Annotated in this window: 22 protein-coding genes; 11 read left to right on the top strand and 11 right to left on the bottom strand. The window is 63.3% G+C overall.

Annotation, left to right across the window (positions count from 1 at the left end):
• Positions 1–43: 43 nt before the first annotated feature.
• Positions 44–1,213 carry a porin gene (locus NCT03_RS19985; protein ID WP_250493597.1) on the bottom strand — a complete coding sequence of 390 codons (1,170 nt, stop codon included), beginning with the start codon at positions 1,211–1,213 and terminating at the stop codon, positions 44–46.
• Positions 1,214–1,479: 266 nt separating this feature from the next.
• Between NCT03_RS19985 and NCT03_RS19980 the strand changes: the two genes are divergently transcribed.
• The gene (locus tag NCT03_RS19980) at positions 1,480–1,854 is read left to right on the top strand and encodes a nuclear transport factor 2 family protein (protein WP_250493596.1); all 375 of its coding nucleotides are present in this window, start codon (positions 1,480–1,482) and stop codon (positions 1,852–1,854) included.
• Between the two features lie 4 nt (positions 1,855–1,858).
• Here the strand turns inward: NCT03_RS19980 and NCT03_RS19975 are convergent, their stop codons facing one another.
• The 3 genes from NCT03_RS19975 to NCT03_RS19965 all read right to left on the bottom strand — a co-directional run bounded on the left by NCT03_RS19975 (position 1,859) and on the right by NCT03_RS19965 (position 5,946).
• Positions 1,859–2,974 (bottom strand): succinylglutamate desuccinylase/aspartoacylase family protein, encoded by a 1,116-nt coding sequence (locus tag NCT03_RS19975; RefSeq protein WP_244829327.1) that lies wholly within the window; start codon positions 2,972–2,974, stop codon positions 1,859–1,861.
• 420 nt (positions 2,975–3,394) lie between these two features.
• Positions 3,395–4,186, bottom strand: a complete 792-nt coding sequence (locus tag NCT03_RS19970; protein ID WP_250467382.1) for an ABC transporter substrate-binding protein — start codon at positions 4,184–4,186, stop codon at positions 3,395–3,397.
• A gap of 251 nt (positions 4,187–4,437) precedes the next feature.
• On the bottom strand, positions 4,438–5,946 hold the full coding sequence (locus tag NCT03_RS19965) for an MDR family MFS transporter (RefSeq protein WP_250493595.1): 1,509 nt from the start codon (positions 5,944–5,946) through the stop codon (positions 4,438–4,440).
• A 146-nt stretch (positions 5,947–6,092) separates the two neighbouring features.
• Between NCT03_RS19965 and NCT03_RS19960 the strand changes: the two genes are divergently transcribed.
• From NCT03_RS19960 to NCT03_RS19950, 3 genes are all read left to right on the top strand, one after another.
• Positions 6,093–6,782 carry a TetR/AcrR family transcriptional regulator gene (locus tag NCT03_RS19960; RefSeq protein ID WP_244829330.1) on the top strand — a complete coding sequence of 230 codons (690 nt, stop codon included), beginning with the start codon at positions 6,093–6,095 and terminating at the stop codon, positions 6,780–6,782.
• Positions 6,783–6,892: 110 nt separating this feature from the next.
• A complete protein-coding gene (locus NCT03_RS19955) occupies positions 6,893–8,344 on the top strand; it encodes an MFS transporter (protein ID WP_244829331.1) in 1,452 nt (483 codons plus the stop codon).
• Between the two features lie 86 nt (positions 8,345–8,430).
• Positions 8,431–9,324, top strand: a complete 894-nt coding sequence (locus tag NCT03_RS19950; RefSeq protein ID WP_250493594.1) for a ferritin-like domain-containing protein — start codon at positions 8,431–8,433, stop codon at positions 9,322–9,324.
• Here the strand turns inward: NCT03_RS19950 and NCT03_RS19945 are convergent.
• Positions 9,317–10,051 carry a TetR/AcrR family transcriptional regulator gene (locus tag NCT03_RS19945; RefSeq protein WP_250493593.1) on the bottom strand — a complete coding sequence of 245 codons (735 nt, stop codon included), beginning with the start codon at positions 10,049–10,051 and terminating at the stop codon, positions 9,317–9,319. The genes NCT03_RS19950 and NCT03_RS19945 overlap by 8 nt on opposite strands.
• A gap of 164 nt (positions 10,052–10,215) precedes the next feature.
• Here NCT03_RS19945 and NCT03_RS19940 point away from each other — a divergent pair, with 164 nt between their 5' ends.
• From NCT03_RS19940 to NCT03_RS19930, 3 genes are all read left to right on the top strand, one after another.
• Positions 10,216–11,397, top strand: a complete 1,182-nt coding sequence (locus NCT03_RS19940; RefSeq protein WP_244829334.1) for an isovaleryl-CoA dehydrogenase — start codon at positions 10,216–10,218, stop codon at positions 11,395–11,397.
• Positions 11,398–11,405: 8 nt separating this feature from the next.
• Positions 11,406–13,013 (top strand): carboxyl transferase domain-containing protein, encoded by a 1,608-nt coding sequence (locus NCT03_RS19935; RefSeq protein WP_250493592.1) that lies wholly within the window; start codon positions 11,406–11,408, stop codon positions 13,011–13,013.
• A 69-nt stretch (positions 13,014–13,082) separates the two neighbouring features.
• Entirely contained in the window at positions 13,083–15,071 is a 1,989-nt protein-coding gene (locus NCT03_RS19930; protein WP_250493591.1) for an acetyl/propionyl/methylcrotonyl-CoA carboxylase subunit alpha, read from the top strand.
• 17 nt (positions 15,072–15,088) lie between these two features.
• On the opposite strand, the gene NCT03_RS19925 is transcribed toward NCT03_RS19930, so the two are convergent.
• Entirely contained in the window at positions 15,089–15,619 is a 531-nt protein-coding gene (locus tag NCT03_RS19925; protein ID WP_250493590.1) for an OmpA family protein, read from the bottom strand.
• A 248-nt stretch (positions 15,620–15,867) separates the two neighbouring features.
• Between NCT03_RS19925 and NCT03_RS19920 the strand changes: the two genes are divergently transcribed.
• Positions 15,868–16,971: an AI-2E family transporter gene (locus NCT03_RS19920; protein WP_244829338.1), complete on the top strand. Its 1,104-nt coding sequence runs from the start codon at positions 15,868–15,870 to the stop codon at positions 16,969–16,971.
• 35 nt (positions 16,972–17,006) lie between these two features.
• On the opposite strand, the gene NCT03_RS19915 is transcribed toward NCT03_RS19920, so the two are convergent.
• From NCT03_RS19915 to pcaH, 3 genes are all read right to left on the bottom strand, one after another.
• Complete coding sequence (locus NCT03_RS19915; protein ID WP_244829339.1) at positions 17,007–17,327, bottom strand: DUF2288 domain-containing protein; 321 nt, start codon at positions 17,325–17,327, stop codon at positions 17,007–17,009.
• A gap of 80 nt (positions 17,328–17,407) precedes the next feature.
• Entirely contained in the window at positions 17,408–18,016 is a 609-nt protein-coding gene (gene pcaG / locus NCT03_RS19910) for a protocatechuate 3,4-dioxygenase subunit alpha (RefSeq protein ID WP_250493589.1), read from the bottom strand.
• A 5-nt stretch (positions 18,017–18,021) separates the two neighbouring features.
• On the bottom strand, positions 18,022–18,723 hold the full coding sequence (gene pcaH, locus NCT03_RS19905; protein WP_250493588.1) for a protocatechuate 3,4-dioxygenase subunit beta: 702 nt from the start codon (positions 18,721–18,723) through the stop codon (positions 18,022–18,024).
• 125 nt (positions 18,724–18,848) lie between these two features.
• Between pcaH and pcaQ the strand changes: the two genes are divergently transcribed.
• Entirely contained in the window at positions 18,849–19,787 is a 939-nt protein-coding gene (pcaQ, locus tag NCT03_RS19900; RefSeq protein ID WP_250493587.1) for a pca operon transcription factor PcaQ, read from the top strand.
• Positions 19,788–19,995: 208 nt separating this feature from the next.
• Positions 19,996–20,364 (top strand): response regulator, encoded by a 369-nt coding sequence (locus NCT03_RS19895; RefSeq protein ID WP_244829343.1) that lies wholly within the window; start codon positions 19,996–19,998, stop codon positions 20,362–20,364.
• Positions 20,365–20,458: 94 nt separating this feature from the next.
• On the opposite strand, the gene NCT03_RS19890 is transcribed toward NCT03_RS19895, so the two are convergent.
• The gene (locus NCT03_RS19890) at positions 20,459–21,172 is read right to left on the bottom strand and encodes a lysophospholipid acyltransferase family protein (protein WP_244829344.1); all 714 of its coding nucleotides are present in this window, start codon (positions 21,170–21,172) and stop codon (positions 20,459–20,461) included.
• A 163-nt stretch (positions 21,173–21,335) separates the two neighbouring features.
• Here NCT03_RS19890 and NCT03_RS19885 point away from each other — a divergent pair, with 163 nt between their 5' ends.
• A complete protein-coding gene (locus NCT03_RS19885) occupies positions 21,336–22,379 on the top strand; it encodes an alpha/beta fold hydrolase (RefSeq protein ID WP_250493586.1) in 1,044 nt (347 codons plus the stop codon).
• Positions 22,380–22,382: 3 nt separating this feature from the next.
• Here the strand turns inward: NCT03_RS19885 and NCT03_RS19880 are convergent, their stop codons facing one another.
• Positions 22,383–23,615: a sensor domain-containing phosphodiesterase gene (locus NCT03_RS19880; RefSeq protein WP_244829346.1), complete on the bottom strand. Its 1,233-nt coding sequence runs from the start codon at positions 23,613–23,615 to the stop codon at positions 22,383–22,385.
• Between the last annotated feature and the right edge of the window lie 49 nt (positions 23,616–23,664).

The following is a 23,664-nucleotide window of genomic DNA, read 5'->3' as shown; positions in this document are numbered from 1 at the left end:
AGCGGCCCTTTTTTGCGCCTTGTTTTACCGTAACGGGCAGCGCTTAGAACTTGTGACGCACGCCCAGGCGGAACGCGAGCTGGTTGTTCGAACCCGTGCCCGACGTACCGAAGTAGCTCGTCGACGAACCGATCTGCGCCTGATTCTCGACGCCGCGATTCGAACCCGAAGCACGCTGATAGATGCCGAGCGCGTACACGTCCGTGCGCTTGCTCAACGCGTAGTCGAAGCTCGCATCGATCTGATGCCAGTGACCTTCCACGCCATCGGTCACGTCCATGTAGGTGTAGCCGAGCGCCGCCGTGATCGCGGACGTGAAGGCGTACTTGCCGCCGATGTCGAACGCATTGAGCTTCGAGCTCGCGCCGGTGATCGGTTCGAAGCGCGTGTTGGTCCAGAGGCCGAACACGGTCGCGGCGCCGAATGCATAGTTCGCGCCGATGCCGAACGTGCGCAGGTCCTTCGTGCCGCCAGTCGCGAGGTTCGCGAGCGCCGTGCTGAACGCGGGCGTCGCCGCGCCCGGATAGTGGACGTCGGTATAAGCCGCGCCCACGCCGACCGGACCGGCCTTGTAGTTCACACCGAAGCTGTAGGCACGCGACGAACCGGCGGTGGTCACGCCGCCCGCGGTCGTCGTCGGTGTGCCCGCAAAGGCGCCTGCCTGGTTCGAGAAGCCGTACATCGCGCCGAACGTCACGCCATAAAAGCTCGCGCTGCTGAACTTGACCGAGTTGTTGATGCGGCTCGACGTGAGTTGATCGACGTCGTTGATGTGATAGCCATAGTTGCCCGCGACGGTCTGGCCGCCGATGGAGTAGGCCGAGCCGAGGTAATCGGTCGAGAACGTGTACTGACGGCCGAGCGTGACCGAGCCAATGTCGTTCTTCGCGAGACCGACATACGCCTGGCGGCCGAATTCCGCGCCGCCCTGGCCGAGCGCGCCGGTGCCGCTGTTGAAGCCGTTTTCCAACGTGAAGATGGCCTTCAGGCCGCCGCCGAGGTCTTCGGCGCCTTTCAGGCCCCATCGGCTGCCCTGGGCCACGCCGTCGTCGTACTTGAAGTTGTGATCGCTGCCGCCAGTGACGGCGCTGTGGTTCACGTAGCTGACGCCTGCGTCGATGATGCCGTACAGCGTGACGCTGCTCTGCGCATGAGCGGAAGTGGCGAAGGCGAAGGCGGCGAGGGCGGCGGTTGCCAGAAGGTTCTTCTTCAAAACGTGCTCCGGGATGAGTTCGCGGGTGTGGTGTGTGATCGTGCGTGTTCGTCGATGTCGCGCTGCGTTCTGCTGACGCTCGGTGCAACGGGCGCAAATGTAGCGGCCGCTGACTAAAGAAATATGACAGCGCTTTCGGATGGCTTGCGGTGTATCGCGGCTGCAACAGCGCTAGCGTGGCGACGGCGTTTCATGCGTGCGTCCGCTTGCGCGAGACGCGCGGTATCCTCGCGACTCCGCCCCATGACGGCCAAGCGAGAAACAAAATGGACGAACACGGAATCCGCGAACTGGAAGAACGCCTGAAGCAGGCGATGATGGCGTCGGACGTGACTGCGCTTGACGCGCTCCTGGCCGACGACCTGACTTTCGTCGATGCCACCGGAAAGTTATGGAGCAAGGCCGATGACCTGAACGGGCATCGCCATGGCATGCAGCGCATCGACAAGCTGGAGGTGGTGGAGCAAAGCGTGCGCGTGTACGGCGCGTTTGCCGTGACCGTCACGCGCGTTGCGCTCGCCGGGACATTCGGCGGCGCGCCGTTCGCGGGCAGCTTGCGCTACACGCGAACGTGGGGCGAGACCGCGAGCGGCTGGCGCATCGTCGCGGCGCAGTGCGGGCTCATTCCGTTCCGACGTTGAAGACTCAGGCGGACAACAGCGACCCCGTGCGATAAGCCTTCGCTCCCGCGATGCGTGCCACTTCCAGCCCGGCGGTCGCAAAGCGCGTGATATGCCGCGCGTACAAAACGCCGGAGGTCGTGCACTTGAGCGTGGTGATGGTATCGGCGAGCGGGTCGATCACATCGGCGATGGCCGAGCCCGCCTCGATGAACGCGCCCACTTGCGCACGGAACACGAGAATGCCGCTCGCAGGCGCGACGATGGGCTCCGCGCCCGCGAGCGGCGTGGCCGGATACGCGAGCGGCGGCAGCGGCACTTGCGGCGCATCGATCACGCCGCGATGAATCAGATAATTGACGATGCCCTGCGCGTCCTTATCGCCGAGTTCATGCGAGACGTCGTGCTGGCTGCGCAACTCGACCGTCACCGAGATGCCGCCGTTCGGAATAGGAAAACGCTCGCCGAAACGCGTACGCAAGTCGGACCAGCAGAAGCTGTGGATTTCGTCGAACGGGTTGCCGACCGAATTCAGCGCGAGCAGGGACGCCTTTGCATCGAGATAGCGCGCGAGCGGTTCGACATCGGCCCAGATATCCGGGTTCGTGTAGAGATGCAGCGCGGCGTCGAGATCGCAGTGCAGGTCGAGCACGACATCGGCGTCGTACGAGAGCTTTTGCAGCGCTAGACGTTGCGATTCGAGTTCGGTGTGCGCCGTTTGCTCGTCGAGCGCTTCCTTCATCGCGGCGCGCACGGCGAGCAGGTTCGCCTGACTGTCGCCGGAAAGGCGCGCTTCGATGCGCGGCGCGATCAACGCGGCCAAATCGTGAAAATTGCGGTTGAAGTTGTGGCCGCTATTGGCTTCGAAACGGCCGAGCAGTTGGCCGTGCAAGATCTGATTCAGCCCGATGGGATTCGGCACCGGCACGATCACCACTTCGCCTCTGAGCTTGCCGTCGGCTTCGAAAGCGGCGAGCAGGCGGCGCAATTTCCACGCGGCGAGCATGCCGGGCAATTCGTCCGCGTGCAGCGAGGACTGAATGTAGATTTTCTGACCGCCGCCCGAGCCGTAGTGATAACTCGTGATGGTGCGGGAAGTGCCGAGCGTCGGCGAAATGAGTTGATGAGTCTTGGTTTGCATGATGTGCGCGCGCATGCGAGTGCGCGGTCTTGTCTCGAATGATGTTTATGGCGGGCCAGCGTGCACGGGCGAGATTGCCGCGTGCCATGGCGATGGCGTCTCCTGTCGACCGGAATGAGCGCTGATGGTGCTTGCCGCGCCCGGTTCCGGTTCCATGCGAGATTGCTGCCGTCGGCTTTGCCTCGGACGTTCGATCTTAGCCGAAATCCGCGCGGCGGCGCGTCGGGACGTTTGCGGAGTTGCGCGGAAGGCCAAAGCGGGCACGGAAGAGCGCACCGTTGCTGCGACAAAAGCAGACTCAGCAAAAGCGACCTGCCAGGCGCCAAAAACAAAGCGGGCTCCGCAAAAAAACGCGGAGCCCGCTTCGTAGCCCACTCGAGCGAAGGCCGGTGTGACCGGCGCTTCGCCCGAAGGCATGACTTAGCTGCCGTACACGTCGAAGTCGAAGTACTTCTTCTCGATCTTCTTGTACGTGCCGTCCTTGATGATGTCGGCAATTGCCTTGTCGACTTGCGTCTTGAGGTCGGTGTCTTCCTTGCGCATGCCGATGCCCGCGCCTTCGCCCAGCACCTTCTTGTCGACGATATCCTTGCCCGCGAAGTCATAGCCAGCACCGCGCGGCGTCTTCAGGAAGCCGATTTCAGCCTGCACGGCGTCTTGCAGGGCGGCGTCCAGACGGCCCGAAGTCAGATCGGCGTAGACCTGATCCTGGTTCTGGTACGGCGTAACCGTCACGCCCTTCGGCGCCCAGTAGGTCTTGGCGTAGGTTTCCTGGATCGTGCCTTGTTCCACACCCACGGTCTTGCCCTTCAGGCTTTCGGCCGTCGGCAGGATGTTGCTGCCCTTCTTCGCGACGAGACGCGTCGGCGTGTTGAACAGCTTGCTCGAAAAGGCGATCTGCTCGGCGCGTTGCGGCGTCATGGACATCGACGAGAGCACGCCGTCGAACTTCTTCGCCTTGAGGGCGGGGATCATGCCGTCGAAATCGTTCTCCACCCATACGCACTTGGCCTTCAGGCGCGCGCAGATCTCGTTGCCGAGATCGATATCGAAACCGGTCAGCTTGCCATCCGAACCCTTCGATTCGAACGGGGGATAGCTTGCGTCGACGCCAAAGCGAATCGTCGAATAGTCCTTGGCGTGCGCGGTGACGGCGGTGAGCGACGTGGCGGCAAGGAGGGACATCGTCAGGGCCGCGATCAGTTTCTTCACTGTTATTACTCCAGATGGTGGTCGGTTCATCCCGGCAGGTCTCGTATCCGGGCATCCGGCGCCGTAATTGGCGACGCCGGACCTTTGGGTCTTCCGCGGATCGTGTCCGGGCAGAATCGGCAGAAGGGTACCAAGCCAAAATTGTCAGGCATCTAGTGAAAGCACCGATAGCGGCGATTTAGAACTTTCCTTCACATGATTTAGCAAGTGGTTTTGTCTGAATTCTACCGACTTCCTTGCTGATTACTTTCTCAATGCTTGCGAAGCGGATGGTCCTTGAGAAACCACGACAGCGCAAAAGCGATGCACGCAATACAAGCCGCGACCAGATAAACCGTGTGCATGGAGCCGGCGAACGCGCTCAGATAATCGTCATGCAACGCGGCCGGCAGATTCGCCACCGCGAGCGGCCCGAGCGAACGCGGCATCTCCGTGCCGGCCGGAATCAGCGTTTCGAGCCGGCCGCGCAGGCTTCCCGAGAAAATCGCGCCGAAAGCGGCCACGCCGACCGAGCCGCCGATCGAGCGAAAGAGCGTCGCGCTGGAGGTCGCCACGCCGATCATCCGGAATTCGACCACGTTCTGCACCGCCAGCACGAGCACCTGCATCACCATGCCGAGCCCGAGGCCGAGCAGCAGCATGTAGCCGTACATGACCGGCAGCGGCGTGTCGAGGCGCAGCGTGGACAGCAGCACCATGGCGAGCGTGACGAACCCCGTGCCCGCGATCGGGAAAAACCGGTACTTCCCGATCTTGCTGATGACCCGGCCGCTCACGATGGAAGAAAGCAGCACGCCGGCCATCATCGGCGTGATCTGCAGACCGGCCTGCGACGGCGTGGAGCCCTTTACCACTTGCAAATAGAGCGGCAGGAACGTGACCGCGCCGAACAGCGCGCAGCCGACAATGAAACCGATCAGCCCGGCCAGCACGAAGGTGGGTTCCTTGAAGAGCGAGAGCGGCATGATGGGCTCGGCGGCGAGCCGTTCCTCGTAGACGAATCCGCCGATGCAGATCAAGCCGAGCGCGAGCGTGCACCACAGTTGCGGTGAACTCCACGGCAAGAGCGCGCCGCCTTCGCTGGTGAACAGGATGATGCAGGTGAGCGCGGCGGCTAGAAAGCCCGCGCCCATATAGTCCACGCGATGGTTCACGTGCGCCGTATGCGGCTTGAATACGGTCTGGATGACGGCGAGCGCGATCACGCCGAGCGGCACGTTGATGTAGAAAATCCAGCGCCACGACAGATGCTCGACCAGAAAGCCGCCAAGCAGCGGCCCGACGACCGTGGCAAGGCCATACACACCGCCGAAAAGCCCCTGAAAGCGACCGCGTTCGGCGGGTGGGATGACATCGGCGATGGCGGCCATGGTGACCACCATCAGCCCGCCGCCGCCGAGCCCCTGCAACGCGCGCAGCGCGATCAATTGCGTCATGTTCTGCGCGACGCCGCAGAGGATAGACCCGGCAAGGAATATCAGGATGGATGCCTGAAGCACGACCTTGCGTCCGAACTGATCGCCGAATTTGCCGTAAAGCGGCACGACGATGGTCGAACTGAGCAGATAGGACGTGACGACCCACGACAAATTTTCGAGTCCGCCGAGTTCGCCGACGATGGTCGGGAGCGCTGTCGACACGATGGTTTGATCGAGCGCACCGAGCAGCATGACGAGCAAAAGCGCCGTGAAGAGCAGGCCGAGCGGCGGTTTTGCGGCTTCGTCGACGCCTGCGGGGGCGGTTCGGTGTAAAGATGTCATATCGACCTGTACTTGCGTAGGGACGCCTTTGGCGTCGTGAAAAGCGCTTCAATCCGGTTCTCAGCGCTGCCCGCTGAAAACGGATTGAATTTAATTAACATGAAAGTTAATATAAACGATCATCGAAGGCTCGTCAAACCATCTCTATGTCAAACGATGTAATCGGAGCCGAGTTGCCCGGCGAATCGGGCGAGGTTCAACTGAAGAAAGCAGGGCGGCGGCCGGGCCGTCCGAGCGGCGGTCACAGCGCCGAGGCGCGGGCGCACTTGCTGGATACGGCGCTGATGTTGTTTGCGCGGCAGGGCATCGGCGAAACGACGCTTGGGGCGATTGCCCGCGAGGCCGGCGTAACGCCCGCAATGGTCCATTACTATTTCAAGACGCGCGAGCAGCTACTCGATGTGTTGATCGACGAACGCTTCGCGCCGTTGCGCTCGGAACTGGGACGCGTATTCAACGATCCCTCGGCCGAGCCCGCCGACACCTTGCGCGCCTTCGTGGAGGCGCTGGTCGCGACGGTGGACAAGCATCCGTGGTTCGCGGCGCTGTGGGTACGCGAAGTCATCAGCGAAGGTGGCGTGCTGCGTCAGCGCATGGCAGAACGCTTCGGCGACGAGCGCAAGGATTTGGCGATCGAGCGCATCGCCGGATGGCAGAAAGCGGGCAAGGTAAATCCGGCGCTGGAGCCATCGCTCGTGTTCGTATCGTTGTTCGGACTTGCGGTGTTTCCGCTTGCGACATCACGCTGGCGCGGCCAGGGCGCAGGCGCGATCAGCAAGGAGCAGATCGCGCGGCATGCGGTGGCGTTGTTGATGGATGGGATTCGGGCTGACTGATCCGCCCCTCGCAGCTAAAATGCGGCCCTCGTCCCGCGCGCCGAAGACCACCCCCTCGCGCGGGACGCCCCATCCGCAAAAGAACCGTCCGGTCGACAGGAGACATATCAATGGCAACTTCCCCCGCGGCGGGCGCACAGCGCGCATCGGCCGCTGCGTCCGCGTCCGCGCCACCCGAAATCACCGCCGGTCTCATTTCCGCGCGTCTCGACCGGCTGCCGGCCACGCGCACCATCTGGACTTTCATCGCGCTCCTGAGTCTCGGCTTCTTCTTCGAGCTCTACGACTTGCTGTACTCCGGTTACGTCGCGCCAGGGCTGGTAAAGAGCGGCATCCTCACGCCAACGACAGCGAGTTTCTTCGGTTTCACAGGCGTGGCGAGCTTTATTGCGTCGCTGTTCGCGGGGCTGTTCATCGGCACGGTGGCGTGCGGTTTTCTCGCCGACCGTTTCGGCCGCCGCGCGATTTTCACGTATTCGCTGCTGTGGTACACCGTCGCGAATCTCATCATGGCGTTTCAGGACACCGCGACCGGTCTCAACTTCTGGCGCTTCATCGCCGGCGTGGGAATCGGCGTGGAACTGGTGACGATCGGCACGTATATCTCCGAACTCGCGCCGAAGCACATCCGTGGGCGCGCTTTTGCCTGCGAGCAGGCAGTCGGTTTCATGGCGGTGCCGGTGGTCGCGTTCCTCGCTTATCTGCTGGTGCCGCGCGCGCCGTTCGGCTTCGACGGATGGCGCTGGGTCGTCGTGATCGGTGCGCATGGCGCGCTCTTCGTCTGGTGGATTCGCCGCACGCTGCCCGAAAGTCCGCGCTGGCTCGCGCAAAAGGGCCGCCTCGCCGAAGCGGATCGCGTAATGTCGGCGCTCGAAGCCAAGGTGGAACGCGAATACGGCCGGCCGTTGCCGCCGCCCGCCGCGCCCGAGCCGGTGCTCGACGCCGCGCAGGGCGCAGGCTCGTTCGCCGATATGTGGAAGCCGCCCTACGGCCGCCGCGCCACGATGATGATCATCTTCAACGTGTTCCAGACGGTCGGTTTCTACGGCTTCGCCAACTGGGTGCCGGCCTTGCTCGTGAAGCAGGGCGTCACGGTCACGTCGAGCCTGATGTATTCGAGCATCATCGCGATCGCGGCGCCCATCGGGCCGATCATCGGGCTCTTGATTGCCGACCGCATCGAGCGCAAGACGGCCATCGTCGCCATGGCGGGCGCGAATATCGTCTGCGGGCTGCTGTTCAGCCAGTCGTCGAACGCCATGTTCCTGATCGCGATGGGCGTCGGGCTCACGCTGTCGTCGAACATCATGTCGTACAGCTTCCACGCGTATCAGACCGAGTTGTTCCCGACCAGCATCCGCGCGCGCGCCGTCGGCTTCGTCTATTCGTGGAGCCGGTTTTCGGCGATTTTCACGTCATTCATCATCGCGGCCGTGCTCAAGGGTTTCGGGACGACCGGCGTGTTCGTGTTCATCGCGGGCGCCATGCTCGTCGTGATGGCGGCGATCGGCCTGATGGGACCGCGTACGCGCGACATGGCGCTCGAAAAAATCTCGCATTGACGTGAATTGAGCAGCGATTGCTGCGGATTGTCGGCCGGTATGCCAAAATCCGCAGAACGTACCCGATCGTCGCTCAATTTTCGAATATGTCCGACACGCTCACTCCGGTAGAAGCAGATCATGCGATGCGTAATTGGACGTATCGATCGTCAGGAAAGATTCGGATTGGCTCGGATCAGCATCTGCGGATGTTCTGCGAGATGTTGCTGACGACGCACAATCCGTACAAACCGGCCGTGATCGAGTGGCCGAAGCTGGACCCGGCGGCGCTCAAGCGCGTGACGTCGCTGCCCATCTGGGACATCGCGGTGCAGACGGAAGGGCGCGCCTCCATTCGCGTGGCGACTTACGCGGCGGCGGTTCACGACCCGCATTTGCGCGAAGCCTTGCGCATGAACGGCGGGGAAGAAGCGCGCCACAAGCTCGTACTCTCGAAACTCGTCGAAGCCTATGGCATCGAGCTCGCGCCCGAGCCGCCGTATCCCGCACCGGACGACGCATTGCGCGCGTGGATGCTCACGGGCTATAGCGAGTGCATCGACAGTTTCTTTGCGTTCGGCTTGTTCGAGGCGGCGCGCCAGTCAGGCTATTTTCCCGAAGCGCTCGTCGAAACCTTCGAGCCGGTGATTCAGGAAGAAGCGCGTCACATTCTGTTTTTTGCCAACTGGGTGGCGTGGTATCGGCGCAGTCTGCCGTGGTATCACAAGCCTGGTTTCCTGCTCAAAACCGCGAGCGTCTGGATTTCGCTGATTCGCGACCGCATTTCGCTCGCGCGAGGTTTCGACACGAGCGGCGCGGCGCAAGATGCCAACTTCCCGGCCAACGTCGGCGATTCCGTGGCGGGCAATGTTTCCGTCGCTTCCTTGATCGACCTGTGTCTCGCGGAAAACGCGCGTCGCATGAGCGGTTACGACGCGCGGCTCTTGCGCCCAACCACCGTGCCGATGCTCGCGCGTCTCGCGCGCCGCTTCGTCAAGTAAGCGGCTTCTCTTCGCTCGATGCCGCTTCGTAGCGGCGCGACGCGTCTTCGACATCCTGTCGGAACTGCGCCAGCGCCGCCGTTTTCGCATCGGCGGGTTGCAGCGCGGCCCACAGCACTTCCACCAGTTCATTCGCCGTCGTCTCGATCTGAGTCTGACTCAGGCGGCGTTTTGCAAGCGTGGCGTCCCACAACACGTGTTCCATCGGCCCGAAAACGAGCGAACGCAAAAGACGCAGCGGAACGTCGCCGCGCACGTGGCCGAGCGTCTGTCCGCGCGCGAGCACGTCCATGAGCGGCGCGGTGTAGCGGCGCTGCAATTCGGTGAGCGTGTCCGACAGATCGTGCTGGCGCGTGCGGCCTTCCGAGAGCACGAGCGCGCACAGACCGGTGCCGTTCATCAGCATCAACCGCAAATGCGTTCTCACGATGAACGCGAACTGCTGGCTCACCGAGCCGTCGCGCGGCATGCCGGTCTCGAAGGCATCGATGATTTCGTCGTACCAGTCCGCGATCACGCGGGCGCACAATTCCCGCTTGCCGCTGAAATAGCTGAACACCGTGGCTTCCGAAATGCCGGCGCGCTGCGCGATTTCCGCGCTGGTGGCGCCGTCGTAGCCTTTCTCGGCGAAGACCTCGCGGCCGGCCTGGAGGATTTCGCGCACGCGTTGTTGCGATTTGACGCCCGACGGCGTGCGGCGGTTGGAAGCGGTGCTTTGCGTGGACATGGCGGTAGCGGAAGAGCGTGCGCAAGAAATGTGAGCGTAGCTCAAAAACCTATTGACGGAAAGACGAATAGAGGATGAAATTGGCCCATTCTGCGGCGCTCCATCTGCTGTGAGTGAAACTCAAACGCGACGCGCCGAAACATTGCATCTGGAGGAGACACCCCATGAGCACCGTGCCGGGCCTGAACTTCGCGCTAGGCGAAGACATCGATATGTTGCGCGACACGCTTCAGCATTTCGCGTCGAAGGAAATCGCGCCGCGCGCCGCCGAAATCGACCGCACCGACCAGTTCCCAATGGACCTCTGGAAGAAATTCGGCGACATGGGCGTGCTCGGCATGACGGTATCCGAGGAATACGGCGGCGCGAATCTCGGCTACACCGCGCACATGGTCGCGATGGAAGAAATCTCGCGGGCGTCGGCATCGGTCGGGCTGTCGTATGGCGCGCATTCGAACCTCTGCGTGAACCAGATTCATCGCAACGGCACGGAAGAACAGAAGCGCAAGTATCTGCCGAAGCTCGTTTCCGGCGAACACGTCGGCGCGCTTGCCATGAGCGAGCCGAACGCCGGATCGGATGTCGTCAGCATGAAGCTGCGCGCGGACGAGAAGGGCGACCATTACGTGCTCAACGGCACCAAGATGTGGATCACCAACGGCCCGGATTGCGACACGCTCGTCGTCTACGCGAAGACGGATATCGAAGCGGGCGCGCGGGGCATCACGGCTTTTATCGTCGAGAAGGGCATGAAGGGCTTCTCGGTCGCTCAGAAACTGGACAAGCTCGGCATGCGCGGCTCGCATACGGGCGAACTCGTGTTCGAGAACGTGGAAGTGCCGAAGGAAAACATTCTCGGCGCATTGAACGGCGGCACGAAGGTGCTGATGAGCGGTCTCGACTACGAGCGCGCCGTGCTTGCGGGCGGGCCGACCGGCATCATGCTCGCCTGCATGGATGCGGTCGTGCCGTATATCCATGACCGCAAGCAGTTCGGGCAAGCCATCGGCGAATTCCAGCTGATTCAAGGCAAGGTCGCGGATCTCTATACCACGCTGCAAGCGTGCCGCGCATATCTCTTCGCGGTGGGCCGCCAGCTCGATACGCTCGGCTCGGGCCACGTGCGCCAGGTGCGCAAGGACTGCGCGGGCGTGATTCTCTACACGGCCGAGAAAGCCACGTGGATGGCCGGCGAAGCCATCCAGATTCTTGGCGGCAACGGCTACATCAACGAGTATCCGGTGGGACGCCTGTGGCGCGATGCCAAGCTCTATGAAATCGGTGCGGGCACGAGCGAGATTCGCCGCATGCTGATCGGTCGCGAACTGTTCGCCGAGACGGCTTGAGGCGCGTCATGGCGATCATCGAATCGAAACTGAACCCGCGCAGCGAAGATTTTCGGACCAACGCCGCCGCGCTCGAAGCGCTCGTCGCGGATCTCAAGGCAAAAGTCGCGAAGCTCGCGGAAGGCGGCGGTCAAGCCGCGCGTGACCGGCACGTGTCGCGCAACAAGCTCTTGCCGCGCGACCGCATTGCGCAACTGCTCGATCCGGGCACGCCGTTTCTCGAACTTTCGCAGCTCGCGGCCTACGGCATGTACAACGACGACGCGCCGGGCGCGGGCATCATCACGGGCATCGGGCGCATTGCGGGACAGGAGTGCGTGATCGTCTGCAACGACGCGACCGTGAAAGGCGGCACGTACTATCCGGTGACGGTGAAGAAGCATCTGCGCGCGCAGGAAATTGCCGAACAGAACCGCCTGCCGTGCGTCTATCTCGTCGATTCGGGCGGCGCGAACCTGCCGAATCAGGACGACGTGTTCCCCGACCGCGATCACTTCGGCCGCATCTTCTACAACCAGGCGAACATGTCGGCGGCGGGCATCGCGCAAATCGCGGTGGTCATGGGCTCGTGCACGGCGGGCGGCGCTTATGTTCCGGCGATGAGCGACGAGTCGATCATCGTAAAGGATCAGGGCACGATTTTTCTGGGCGGCCCGCCGCTCGTCAAGGCCGCGACCGGCGAGGAAGTCAGCGCCGAGGATCTCGGCGGCGGCGACGTGCACACGCGTCTTTCCGGCGTCGTCGACCATCTCGCGCAGAACGACGCGCATGCGCTCGGCATCGCGCGCAGTATCGTCGGCAATCTCAATCGCGTGAAGACGCCGCCGCTCGCGCTCAAGGAACCGCTGCCGCCGCGCCATGAAGCGCAGAGCCTTTACGGCGTGATTCCGGTCGATACCCGCAAGCCTTTCGACGTGCGCGAAGTGATCGCGCGCATCGTCGACGATTCCGCTTTCGACGAATTCAAGGCGCGCTACGGCACGACGCTCGTCACCGGCTTCGCGCATATCTGGGGGCATCCGGTCGGCATCGTCGCGAACAACGGCATTCTGTTTTCCGAGTCGGCGTTGAAGGGCGCCCACTTCATCGAACTATGCTGCCAGCGCAAGATTCCACTCGTGTTCCTGCAGAACATCACGGGCTTCATGGTCGGGCGCAAGTACGAAAATGAAGGCATCGCGCGTAACGGCGCGAAGATGGTGACGGCCGTGGCCACGGCAAAGGTGCCGAAGTTCACGGTGATCATCGGCGGTTCGTTCGGTGCGGGCAATTACGGCATGTGCGGCCGCGCCTACTCGCCGCGTTTTCTGTGGATGTGGCCGAACGCGCGCATCTCGGTCATGGGCGGCGAACAGGCCGCGTCCGTGCTCGCAACCGTCAAGCGCGACGGCATCGAGAAGAAGGGCGGCGCGTGGTCGAAGGACGAAGAGGAAGCGTTCAAGGCGCCGATTCGCGATCAATACGAGGCGCAGGGTCATCCGTACTATGCAAGCGCGCGTCTTTGGGATGACGGCGTGATCGATCCGGCGCAAACGCGCGACGTGCTGGGCTTGGGCCTTGCCGCGACGATGAACGCGCCGATCGAAGACACGCGCTTCGGCGTATTCCGCATGTGACGCCAGACGTCGGGACCCAGGCGCCCGACTCGCGTCTCGCACCTCAAGCTGATCCACGGATGTGAAGCCATGTTCAACAAGATTCTGATTGCAAATCGCGGCGAGATCGCCTGCCGTGTCGCGGCGACGGCGAAGCGCATGAATATCGGCAGCGTCGCTGTTTATTCGGACGCGGATGCCCAAGCGAAACACGTCGATGTCTGCGATCAAGCCGTGCACGTGGGCGGCGCGGCGGCATCCGAAAGCTATCTGCGCATGGATCGAATTGTCGAGGCAGCGCTTTCGAGCGGCGCGCAAGCCGTGCATCCAGGCTACGGCTTTCTTTCCGAGAACGAAGACTTCGCCAATGCATGCGAGAAAGCCGGCATCGTCTTCATCGGGCCGCCGGTCGAAGCCATCCGCGCGATGGGTTCCAAGGCCGCGGCCAAGGCGCTCATGCAATCCGCGTCGGTGCCGCTCGTGCCCGGCTATCACGGCGACGATCAGGACGCCGCGCTCCTGCAACGCGAGGCGGATCGCATCGGCTATCCGGTGCTGCTGAAGGCAAGCGCGGGCGGCGGCGGCAAGGGCATGCGAGTCGTCGAAAAGAGCGAGGACTTCGCGGCCGCGCTCGCCTCATGCAAGCGCGAAGCGGCGTCGAGCTTCGGCAACGATCGCGTGCTGATCGAAAAATATTTGCTGCGCCCGCGTCACGTCGAAGTGCAAGTATTCGCCGATACGCACGGCAACGCGGTCTATCTGTTCGATCGCGATTGCTCGGTGCAGCGTCGGCATCAGAAGGTGCTCGAAGAAGCGCCCGCGCCCGGTCTTTCCGATGCCACCCGGCGCGCAATGGGCGAAGCCGCCGTGGCGGCGGCACGCGCGGTGAACTACGTCGGCGCGGGCACGGTCGAGTTCATCATGACGCAGGACGGCCAGTTCTACTTCATGGAGATGAATACGCGCTTGCAGGTCGAGCATCCGGTGACCGAAATGGTGACCGGGCTCGATCTGGTCGAATGGCAACTGCGCGTGGCGGCGGGCGAGCCTTTGCCCCTGTCGCAAGACGCGCTGAAGGTGCACGGTCATGCCATTGAAGCGCGCATCTATGCGGAGAACCCGGCGCGCGGCTTTTTGCCATCGACGGGCACGCTCAAGCATCTCGCATTGCCGCAGGCGGTCAGTTTTTCGATCGATGGCGACGTGCGTATCGACAGCGGCGTGCGCGAAGGCGACGCCATCACGCCGTTTTACGACCCGATGATCGCGAAGCTGATCGTGCATGGCCGCGACCGTCGCGATGCGCTCGCCCGCATGGCACGGGCGCTGGCCGAATGCGAGATCGTCGGGCTGCATACGAACGTCGAATTCCTGCAACGTATCGTGAAAAGCGAGCCGTTTTCGCAAGGCGAGCTCGATACCGGTTTGATCGAGCGTCATCGCGACACCTTGTTCGCGCCGCCAACCGTACCGCGCAACAAGGCGCTCGCGCTTGCCTGCGCCGCGCTGCTTACGCGCGAAGGCGGCGAGGCGCACGGTCACTCGCCGTGGGACGCGCTCTCGCACTGGCGCATGGCGGGCGGTTATAGCCAGGACCTGAACTGGCGCGAGGTCGATCACGACGACATGCGCAAGGTCGTCTACACGAAAGACGGCGAGAAGCGGCTCGCGCTCGATGGCAAGAGCGCGCGCTTCGACTGGACGCATGGCGGCGCGACCGATTACACCGTGCAATTGGACGATAACCTGCTAAAAGGCACCGTCTTCATCGAAGGCGACATCTTCCACGTCTTTCTCGAAGGCGCGGAATTCCAGTTCGAATGGCAAAACCTGATGGCTCATGCGGGCGACGCCGAACACGAAGGACGTCTCACCGCGCCGATGCCCGGCAAGGTCATCGCGGTATTGGTGGAGGCAGGCGCGATGGTGGCGAAGGGCGCGCCGCTCATCGTCATGGAAGCCATGAAGATGGAGCATACGATCGTCGCGCCCACGGCGGGAAAAATCGGCGAGATTCTCTTCGACGTCGGCGATCAGGTCGCCGACGGTTCGCAGTTGCTGGTGCTCGAAACGAGTTGAAGGAAGCTAGAAGCGCGTTACTTCCTGGGCCTGCCGAGTAACGTGTCCTGGCTCTCGGTGCGCACCAGAATCTCGACGCGCCGGTTTAGCGCGCGGCCCTGCGGCGTGTCGTTATTGGCGATGGGCCGCAGGTAAGCCATGCCCTTGGTCGTAATGCGCTCGGCCGGCACGCCGCGCGCGATCAACGCATTCGCAACGGCATTCGCGCGCGCCAGCGACAGTTCGCGGTTGTAGGCGAGCGAGCCTTCGTCGTCGGTATGGCCTTCGATCAGAACAGGCCGCATGCTGCGTTTGAGCACATCCGCGACGCGGTCCAGCACGGCGATGTTCTGCGCGCGGATGCGCGCTTCGTCCCTATCGAAGAGCGGCGCGTCGGGCAGGCGCATCTCCACGCCGCCTTTGACCTGCAGCATGGTGATGCCGTACTGCGCGTTCAGCTTGTCTTCCTTCGTGCGGCTGAGGCCGCTCGAACAGCCTGAGAATAAACTCGCCAGCATCGCAAGCGACGCGCATGTTCCAACGGCCGACTGTAATGCTCTACCTGCCATCCCGTGCTTTCCCTTCTCTTAAGAGAGGCTTTGATTATACGGAGCCCGAATCTTGCCGTTGTAAATAACATTTGCTGCTTGCCCGCAACGATGCGGAACGCTTTGTGCGGATTGAGCGCCAACCTAGTGCCAACTGGGCGTCAACCGGGCGCCAACTTTGTCCGAACGTTCGACGCGCTTACAATGCGTGCGACCATTCAGGTTATCGATTCGAATTTCCGTCTTTCTTCCTGCGAGCTTTCACCGTCATGTCTACACCGCGATATCCGCGTAATCCAGAGCGCAGCAACGAGCATGATACGGACCCGGGCGCACGCATCAACAAGGTACAGCGGGCGGCGTCGGCGGCGCTTTACACGGTGCTCGTGCTGATTGCGCTCTACACGGCGCGCACGTTCATACCGGCGGTGGTGTGGGCTATCGTGATCGCCATTTCATTATGGCCGGCGCTGCACTGGCTAGAGCAGCGTCCGCTGTTCAGGCGGCACAATATCTTGCTCGCGGCGTTTCTTGCCACAGCGGTCGGGCTGCTCTTCGTGGTGCCGTTCGCCATCGTTGCCGCGCAGACCGCCAACGAAGCGAGCGACATGCTCCGCTGGTTCCACGACGTCTTGCGCACCGGTATTCCGATGCCCGCTTTCGTCGAGCATCTGCCAATGGGTTCGCAGCAGGTTTCGCATTGGTGGCAAGAGAATCTGGCGACACCGCTCGAATCTTCCCCTGCCGTGAAGCGTCTGCATAGCGCGACGGTCGTCGCGATGACGCGCCATTTCGGCGGACGCGTGGTGCATGGGCTCGTCATTTTCGGCTTCATGCTGATGACGCTGTTCTTCATGTTCCAGGCGGGCGCGCGGCTCGGCGAGCAACTGATCGCGGGATCGCGGCGCGCGTTTGGCGCGGACGGTGCGGCGCTCATCCGGCGCATGGCAGACTCCGTGCGCAGCACGGTGATCGGTCTCGTGGTGGTCGGCCTGGGCGAGGGCGCTTTGCTCGGTATCGCCTATGGCATCACGGGCGTGCCGCACGCCACCTTGCTCGGCATGCTGACCGCGGTCGCCGCTATGCTGCCGTTCTGCGCGCCGATCGTCTTCCTCGGCTCGGCGCTATGGCTGCTCGCGCAAGGCTCCGTGATTTCGGCTGCCAGCGTGGCGATCTTCGGGCTGATTGTCGTCTTCATCTCCGAGCATTTCGTGCGGCCAGTGCTGATCGGCGGCTCCACGCGCCTGCCGTTTCTGCTCGTCTTGTTCGGCATTCTGGGCGGCGCGGAAACGTTCGGGCTGATCGGGCTTTTCATCGGCCCGGCATTGATGACGATTCTCGTCGTGCTATGGACGGACTGGGTGCGCGATTGAAGACGAAGTCGATGAAGCGCCGCGCGTGACGTAATTCAAATGCCCGCGCCGCGTTCCTGCACGCAGACCCAGGGCGATACCACCACGGCCCACAACTCGGGATCGCGCGCGGCGATATCGACGGCGGTCTGCGCTTGCAAGCGCTCGATGAGTCCGGCCGAGAGCCATTGCGTGACCTGCTGCGTGTCGTCGTTGGCGACCGCCTCGGCGACGCTCACGAGATCCAGGTCGCCCTTCACCCAAATCAGCGCGCCCTTTGCGAAGAAGCGTTCGAGTTCGGACCAGCCGATCTGCGCCGTTTCGGCAAGCAGCTTGGTGTAGAGCGGGCTGGGGCTTTGGTTGGAAGCGTCGGTCATAACGGAAGCAATGGAAACGAAAAGGCGTCCGACACTATAGCGCAGTGCCGGACGCCTTCGTTTTGCCTTGAAGCGGACGTTCAGAGGTCGAAGAACACGGTCTCGTTCGGGCCGCGAAGATGAATGTCGAAGCGATAGATCGTGCCCGACACACCCGGCTTGCCCGTCGGTCCCGCTTCGCGCTTGGCGATCAGCGTATGGCGGCGCTCGGCCGGCACGGCGGCGAGCACGGCGTCGTTCGCGTTGGCTTCGGTTTCATCGTCGAAATAGATGCGCGTGTAGCTGTGCAGCAGCATGCCGCGCATCAGCACGATGACATCGAGATGCGGCGCGGCATCGTCGGCGGTCTTGCCGGGCTTCACCGTATCGACGATAAAACGCAGCTTCGGGTCCGTGCCCGTGCCGACGCGCGCGAATCCGCGAAAGCCCGACTCGCGCGCGGCTTCGGCGCTTTCCACGTAACGGCCGTTCGCGTCAGCCTGCGCGATTTCGATGAGCGCGTCGCCAATGGGCTTGCCTTCCGCGTCGTACACGTTGCCGACCACGGCGATATGCTCGCCCGGCACTTCACGATCCGTGGCCGATGCCGTGAACAGGCTCTTCAGATCGAAGTTGTATTGCTCGGGAACGAGGCCGTAGGCGAAGTACGGTCCGACGGTCTGCGATGGGGTTTGTTTGAGCGTGGTCATGTCGTTCACTCCGTCGGCGTCTGGTCCGGGCCGCGCAGCACGATATCGAATTCGTAGCCGAGCGCGTAGTTTTCCTGAGTCGTGTCGATCGAGAAGCGCGACACGAGGCGCTTTCTCGCCTGCTCGGGAATGCCTTGATAAATCGGATCGAGTTCGAGCAGCGGGTCGCCCGGGAAATACATCTGCGTGACGAGACGCGAGCCGAAGTAGTCGCCGAAGAGCGAGAAGTGAATGTGATTGGGGCGCCACGCGTTGGTGTGATTGCCCCACGGATATGCGCCCGGCTTGATCGTCATGAAGCGGTAGCGGCCTTCGTCGTCGGTCAGGCAGCGGCCCGCGCCGAGGAAGTTCGGGTCGAGCGGCGCGTCGTGCTGATCGGCCTTGTGGACATAGCGTCCGGCGGCGTTGGCCTGCCACACTTCCACGAGCGTGTTGCGCACCGGGCGGCCGTTGTCGTCCAGCACGCGGCCCGTCACGATGATGCGCTCGCCGAGCGGCTCGCCGTTCTTGGCGGCATTGCGCGTGAGGTCGTTATCGAGCGTGCCCAGGTCGTCCGCGCCATAGACGGGAACGCGGCGGTTGCGCAGATTTTCCTTCAGCGGGATGAGCGGCAGCGAAGGGCTGCGCAGCACGGATGACCGGTAGCCCGGCGACAGATACGGCGGGTGGGAATCCCAGTCGCGAGGCGTGAGAATAGGCGAAGTCATGACGACGTGTCTCCTGTTTTGTAGGGTGTCCGGGTTTTTCAATCGGATATTTCTGGCAACTACTTTATCGAATGCAGTGAGTTATGGAAAATGATGTTTCGTGCCTGCTTGCATAACGACTCGTCATGGATACCGACTTCACCAACACTCGCGTCAAGTTCCGCCACCTTCAGTGTTTCCTTGCCGTGACGCAGCTCGGCAGCGTGCAGCGCGCGGCCGACAGCCTGTCGATTACGCAGCCGGCCGTGTCGAAGACCATAGGGGAACTCGAATCCATTCTAGGCGTGCGCTTGTTCGAGCGTGGCAGGCGCGGCGCGGTTCCCACGCGCGAGGGCCGGCTCTTCGCGCCGCATGCGAGCGCGTGCGTGGCGTCGCTGCGCGAAGGCGTGGACATGCTGCTGCGCGAACGTGGCGATGTGCCGGGGACCATTTCCATCGGCGTATTGCCGACTGTCGCCACGGCCTTGCTGCCGCCCGCGCTCGCTGCTTTCCGGCAGCAATGGCCGGCCATTTCGCTTGCCGTTCGCACGGATTCGAACGCGCAACTGCTCGAACGGCTGAAGGCGGGCGACGTCGATCTGGTCGTTGGCCGGCTCTCTGAGCCGGAAGCCATGCACGAGCTTTCCTTCGAGCAGATCTATCGTGAACCGCTAGCGGTGATTGTCCGGCGCGAGCATCCGCTGACGTTCGAGGCGCCGCTCACGCCCGCGTTGCTTGCGCGTTTCGCGATCGTCGTGCCGCCATTCGGGACGTTGATTCGTCAGTCGGCTGAAAGCGTTCTGACAGCGTTCGGCGCGCATGCGCTGACCGCGTTGATCGAAACGCTGTCGGTTTCGCTTGGCCGCGCGCTCGCGTTGCACAATGACGCCGTGTGGTTCGTTCCAGCGGGCGCGGTCGCGCAGGACATCGCGCTCGGCTTGCTCGTTGCCTTGCCCATGCCCTTCGCCGGCACCGATGAGCCGATCGGCTTGATACGTCGCAACGACTCCGCGCGCACGCCCGTGGAAGAAAGTCTGGTCGATGCCTTGCGCGAAGCGGGCCGTGCGCGCGCCGGGAACAAGTGACCGGTCGTGCACCGCGGCGCACACCTTGCTAGAGCAGCATTTACCGCGCAGATTTCGCGCGAAACAAATACTATGACGTAAGCCCGCCGGGACAGCGAATCGGTTGCAACGAACGCTCGTGGCGCCGGTCTTATCGACGCGTGCCGCTTCGGCGCATCGACGTCATTTCCCGCACTTGGTGCCGCATTGCTGTCAACTCGTTCGCTCCATGAAGACCGTTCTGCTCGTCGATGACGACCCCGCCACCATCGAAGCCTGGACCCTCTGCATGCAAGGGGAGGATTGCCGCGTGCTCTACGCCGTCGACGGCAACGGCGCTCTGTCGATACTCGGCGCGCAGACGGTCGACATCGTCGTGTCCGACTGGATGATGCCGGGACTCGGCGGCGCGCTTCTCTGTCAAACGATGAAGAACGACGCCGCGCTCGCGCACATCCCTTTCCTGATGATTTCAGGGCATCCGAATCCGCCGGCTTTCGTGAGCTACGACGGGTATCTGCGCAAGCCGGTCGAGATGGAGACGCTGGTTGCGGCCGTGAACCGTCTGTGTGCCGCAAAGAAGCGGCCGCTTTATTGAACGGCTGCTGCTTGCGCTTCGACGAGAATCTCGGAACGCGACGACCAAGGCCTCAAGTCGGCATCCACGAGGCAAAGGCTTGCGGCTTACCCAATCAGCGCAACTCTGCCAGCGCCGCATCCATCTGCGCTTGAGCGAGCCGGTTCAATTCCTGCGGGATTTCGCATTCGAGCGGCAAGGCGGGCGTGACGATCACGCGGATATGTCCACCATGATCCGGCCAACCCTTCGCCGGCCAGACCTTGCCCGCGTCGTGGACAACGGGCACGACCGGAACCTTGGTCGCGCACGCGAGCCGCACGCCACCCGAAGCGAGCTTGAGCGGCGCATCGTGCGCCACGCGCGTGCCTTCCGGAAAGATCACCACGACGTCGCCTTTCTTCAGCCGCGCGGCGCATTCACGCGTGACAGCCTGGTGCGCCTGACGGATCGAGCCGCGGTCGAGGCTCACCATGTCCAGACCGCGCAGCACCCAGCCGAAGAAAGGAATCTGCATGAGTTCGTGCTTGAACACGAAGCTGATGCGGCGCGGAAAGAGCGCCATGAACGCGAGCGTCTCCCAGGTCGATTCATGGCGGCTCAACACGATGCATGGCCCGTGCGGCAAGTGTTCGAGTCCTTCGACCGAGACGCCCACACCGGTGATGACGCGCATCATCGTGACCATCGCGCGGCACCATTGCCTGGCTAACCAATAGCGTCCGTTTCTGCCGACGAACGGGAAAAGCGGCAGGATCAGGATCGACCAGATCGTGCCGCTGCCGAGCAGATAGGTGGCGAAGAGCCACTTGACGAGGGTGCTACGCATTGAAATCGTGCGATCGACGGAGGAAAGCCCAGAAGCATAACGGTATCGAGCCGTGAACGCACGAGGCAAAAACCGCCGCTTCGCTCATGCGTCTTCGGGCGCGCGATGCAACAATGGCGCGTGCAGGTCATCGACCGCTTATCTCAACATCGCAAGGGAACACATGGATCAGGAGCCGGTGAGTTTCGACGAAGGCATGCTCGACGTGGGCGACGGCCATTCCATCTACTGGCGCGCGCAAGGGCCGCGCGAGGCGCCCGTCATGCTCGTCGTGCACGGCGGCCCCGGCGGTGCCATGAATCTCAAATGGGCCGAGGTGCTCGAAGCGGACAAGTGGCGCGTCGTGTTCTTCGACCAGCGTGGCTGCGGCAAGTCGAAGCCTTTCGGCAAGCTGGAGGCGAACGGCATCGATGCGCTCGTCGGCGACATGGAGAAGCTGCGAGTCGCGTTGAACATCGAGCGCTGGGCGCTGTTCGGCGGCTCGTGGGGCACGACGCTCGGGCTTGCTTACGGCGTCACGCATCCCGAACGCTGCACGGGCTTCTTGCTGCGCGGCGTGTTTCTCGCGCGGCGCGCGGACATCGACTGGTTCCTGTGGGACGTGCGGCGCGTGTTTCCGGAGGCGCATCGCGCGTTTCTGGATGCCATCGAAGCCGCGAGCGGGAAGCGTCCGACGAGCGGCGAGGAAATCCTGCAACTGACAGAAGCGCCGCTCGCGCGTTTCGATGAAGCCGGCACGCGGCTCGCGCGCGCGTGGACGCTGTATGAGACCACCTTGTCGGTGGTCAACAAGCCGCCGAAGGAGGCGAAGGAAGCGGACGAGGCGAAAGTATCGGGTGAAGCGCAAGCATCGAGCGAAGCGAAGGACTCGAGCGACCCGAAGCAGGACGACAAGCGCCCGAGCGCCGAGGCCAACTCCGCCGCCGTTTCCATGGCGCTGCTCGAACGTCACTACATGGCACACGAACTGCCGCCCGAACCGCTGCTGCCGCGCGTCGCGCGCATTGCGCATCTGCCGTGCAGTATCGTCCACGGACGTTTCGACATGGTGTGTCCCGCGGATCAGGCGTTCGACCTTGCCGCGCTTTGGCCGGGCGCGCAACTCGCCATCGTGGATGTCGCCGGGCACTGGACCTTCGAGCCCAACAACGTGACGGCATTGCGCAAAGGCGCGGTGGCCCTGGCTCAAGCCATCGCGGCAAGCTGACGCTTACAGGATCGACGGCGCCGCTTCGGTCAGGCGTCGCCAGTCGAGATCCGCGCCCGCGACGATCAGCCGTCCGTTGCGCTGCGTCGCAATGGTGAGCGTGACGCACAGCGACGTCCCCGTTACCGACAGATACGGCGCGCTCGTGATGACCTGCTGCGGCCGCGTGTGGGCATCGACGAAGTAGGGGCGCGTGTCCCAGCGGCCGGTCGAGGCGTCCGCGATGGGCGCGAAGCGGTCGGCCGAGCGCCGCTCACACGCGCCGGCGAGCGTCGGCAGGCATTCGCGACCCGCGTGGTCGAGAAAGAAGCAACTGATCGTACAAGGCAGCGCGAGCAACGCGGCGCAAGCATGCTCGGCGGATGCGCCGCCCGCAAGGCGCGTCGCGGCCTGCGCCAGATTCGAGCGATACGGCATCAGCAGCAAGTCGCTCGCGAGGCGCTCGGTGCGGCGCGTCTGCGCGAGCGAATCGAATACGTTTTCGAATAGCGGCGTGGCCGCGCCGCGTTCGGCGAGTTGCGCGGCCGGTTGACCGAACAGATAACCCTGCACGAAGTCCACGTTGGAGCGCGCCGCGAGCATCAGGTCGTCGCTGGTTTCGATTCCCTCGGCCACCACGAACATACCGGATTCATGCAGCAGATCGACGAGCTTCGGCATCAGCGCATCGCGCATCGGCGTGCGTCGCTTGCCGCTCTGCGCGCGCACCAGGCTGCGGTCGAGCTTGACGATATCCGGCCGCATCGTGAGCAGACGATCGATATTGGAATGCCCGGCGCCGAAGTCGTCGACGGCGACGAGAAAGCCCTGCGCGCGAAACGAGCGCGTCGCGCGCGCGATCTCCGCGACATCCGAACCGCCCGATTCGAGCACTTCGATCACGATCCGCTCCGGCGCGAGCCCGGCCGCGTGCGTGAGCGCGGCGAACTGTTTCGCATAGCCAGGGTCCGTGAAAGTCGCAGGGTTCATGTTGACGAACAGCCAATGCGCGCTCGGCAGCACCGGCGCGGCATGACGGAGGTGCGCCAGATGACTCATGCGGTCGAGCGCGGTGAGCTCGCCCGAGACGATCGCGCGGCCAAACAGATCGAACGGGCCGATCAGCGCGCCATCGCCCGCATCGCCGCGCAACAGCGCCTCGTAACCGACTTCGCGCTGATGCGGGAGGCTGTAGATCGGCTGCAGATGCGTGCGAAGCGTGATGCCGTCGACGACTCCGGTGTGCGCCGTCAACACGTCGGACCACGCCGGCCGAGGCCTGACGGCTGCGTGCGGACACAGCGTC

Source organism: Caballeronia sp. GAWG1-1, assembly GCF_023631465.1.
Lineage (GTDB): Bacteria > Pseudomonadota > Gammaproteobacteria > Burkholderiales > Burkholderiaceae > Caballeronia.
Note: the sequence above shows the minus strand (reverse complement) of the source record. Positions and strands in the feature narration are given on the sequence as shown.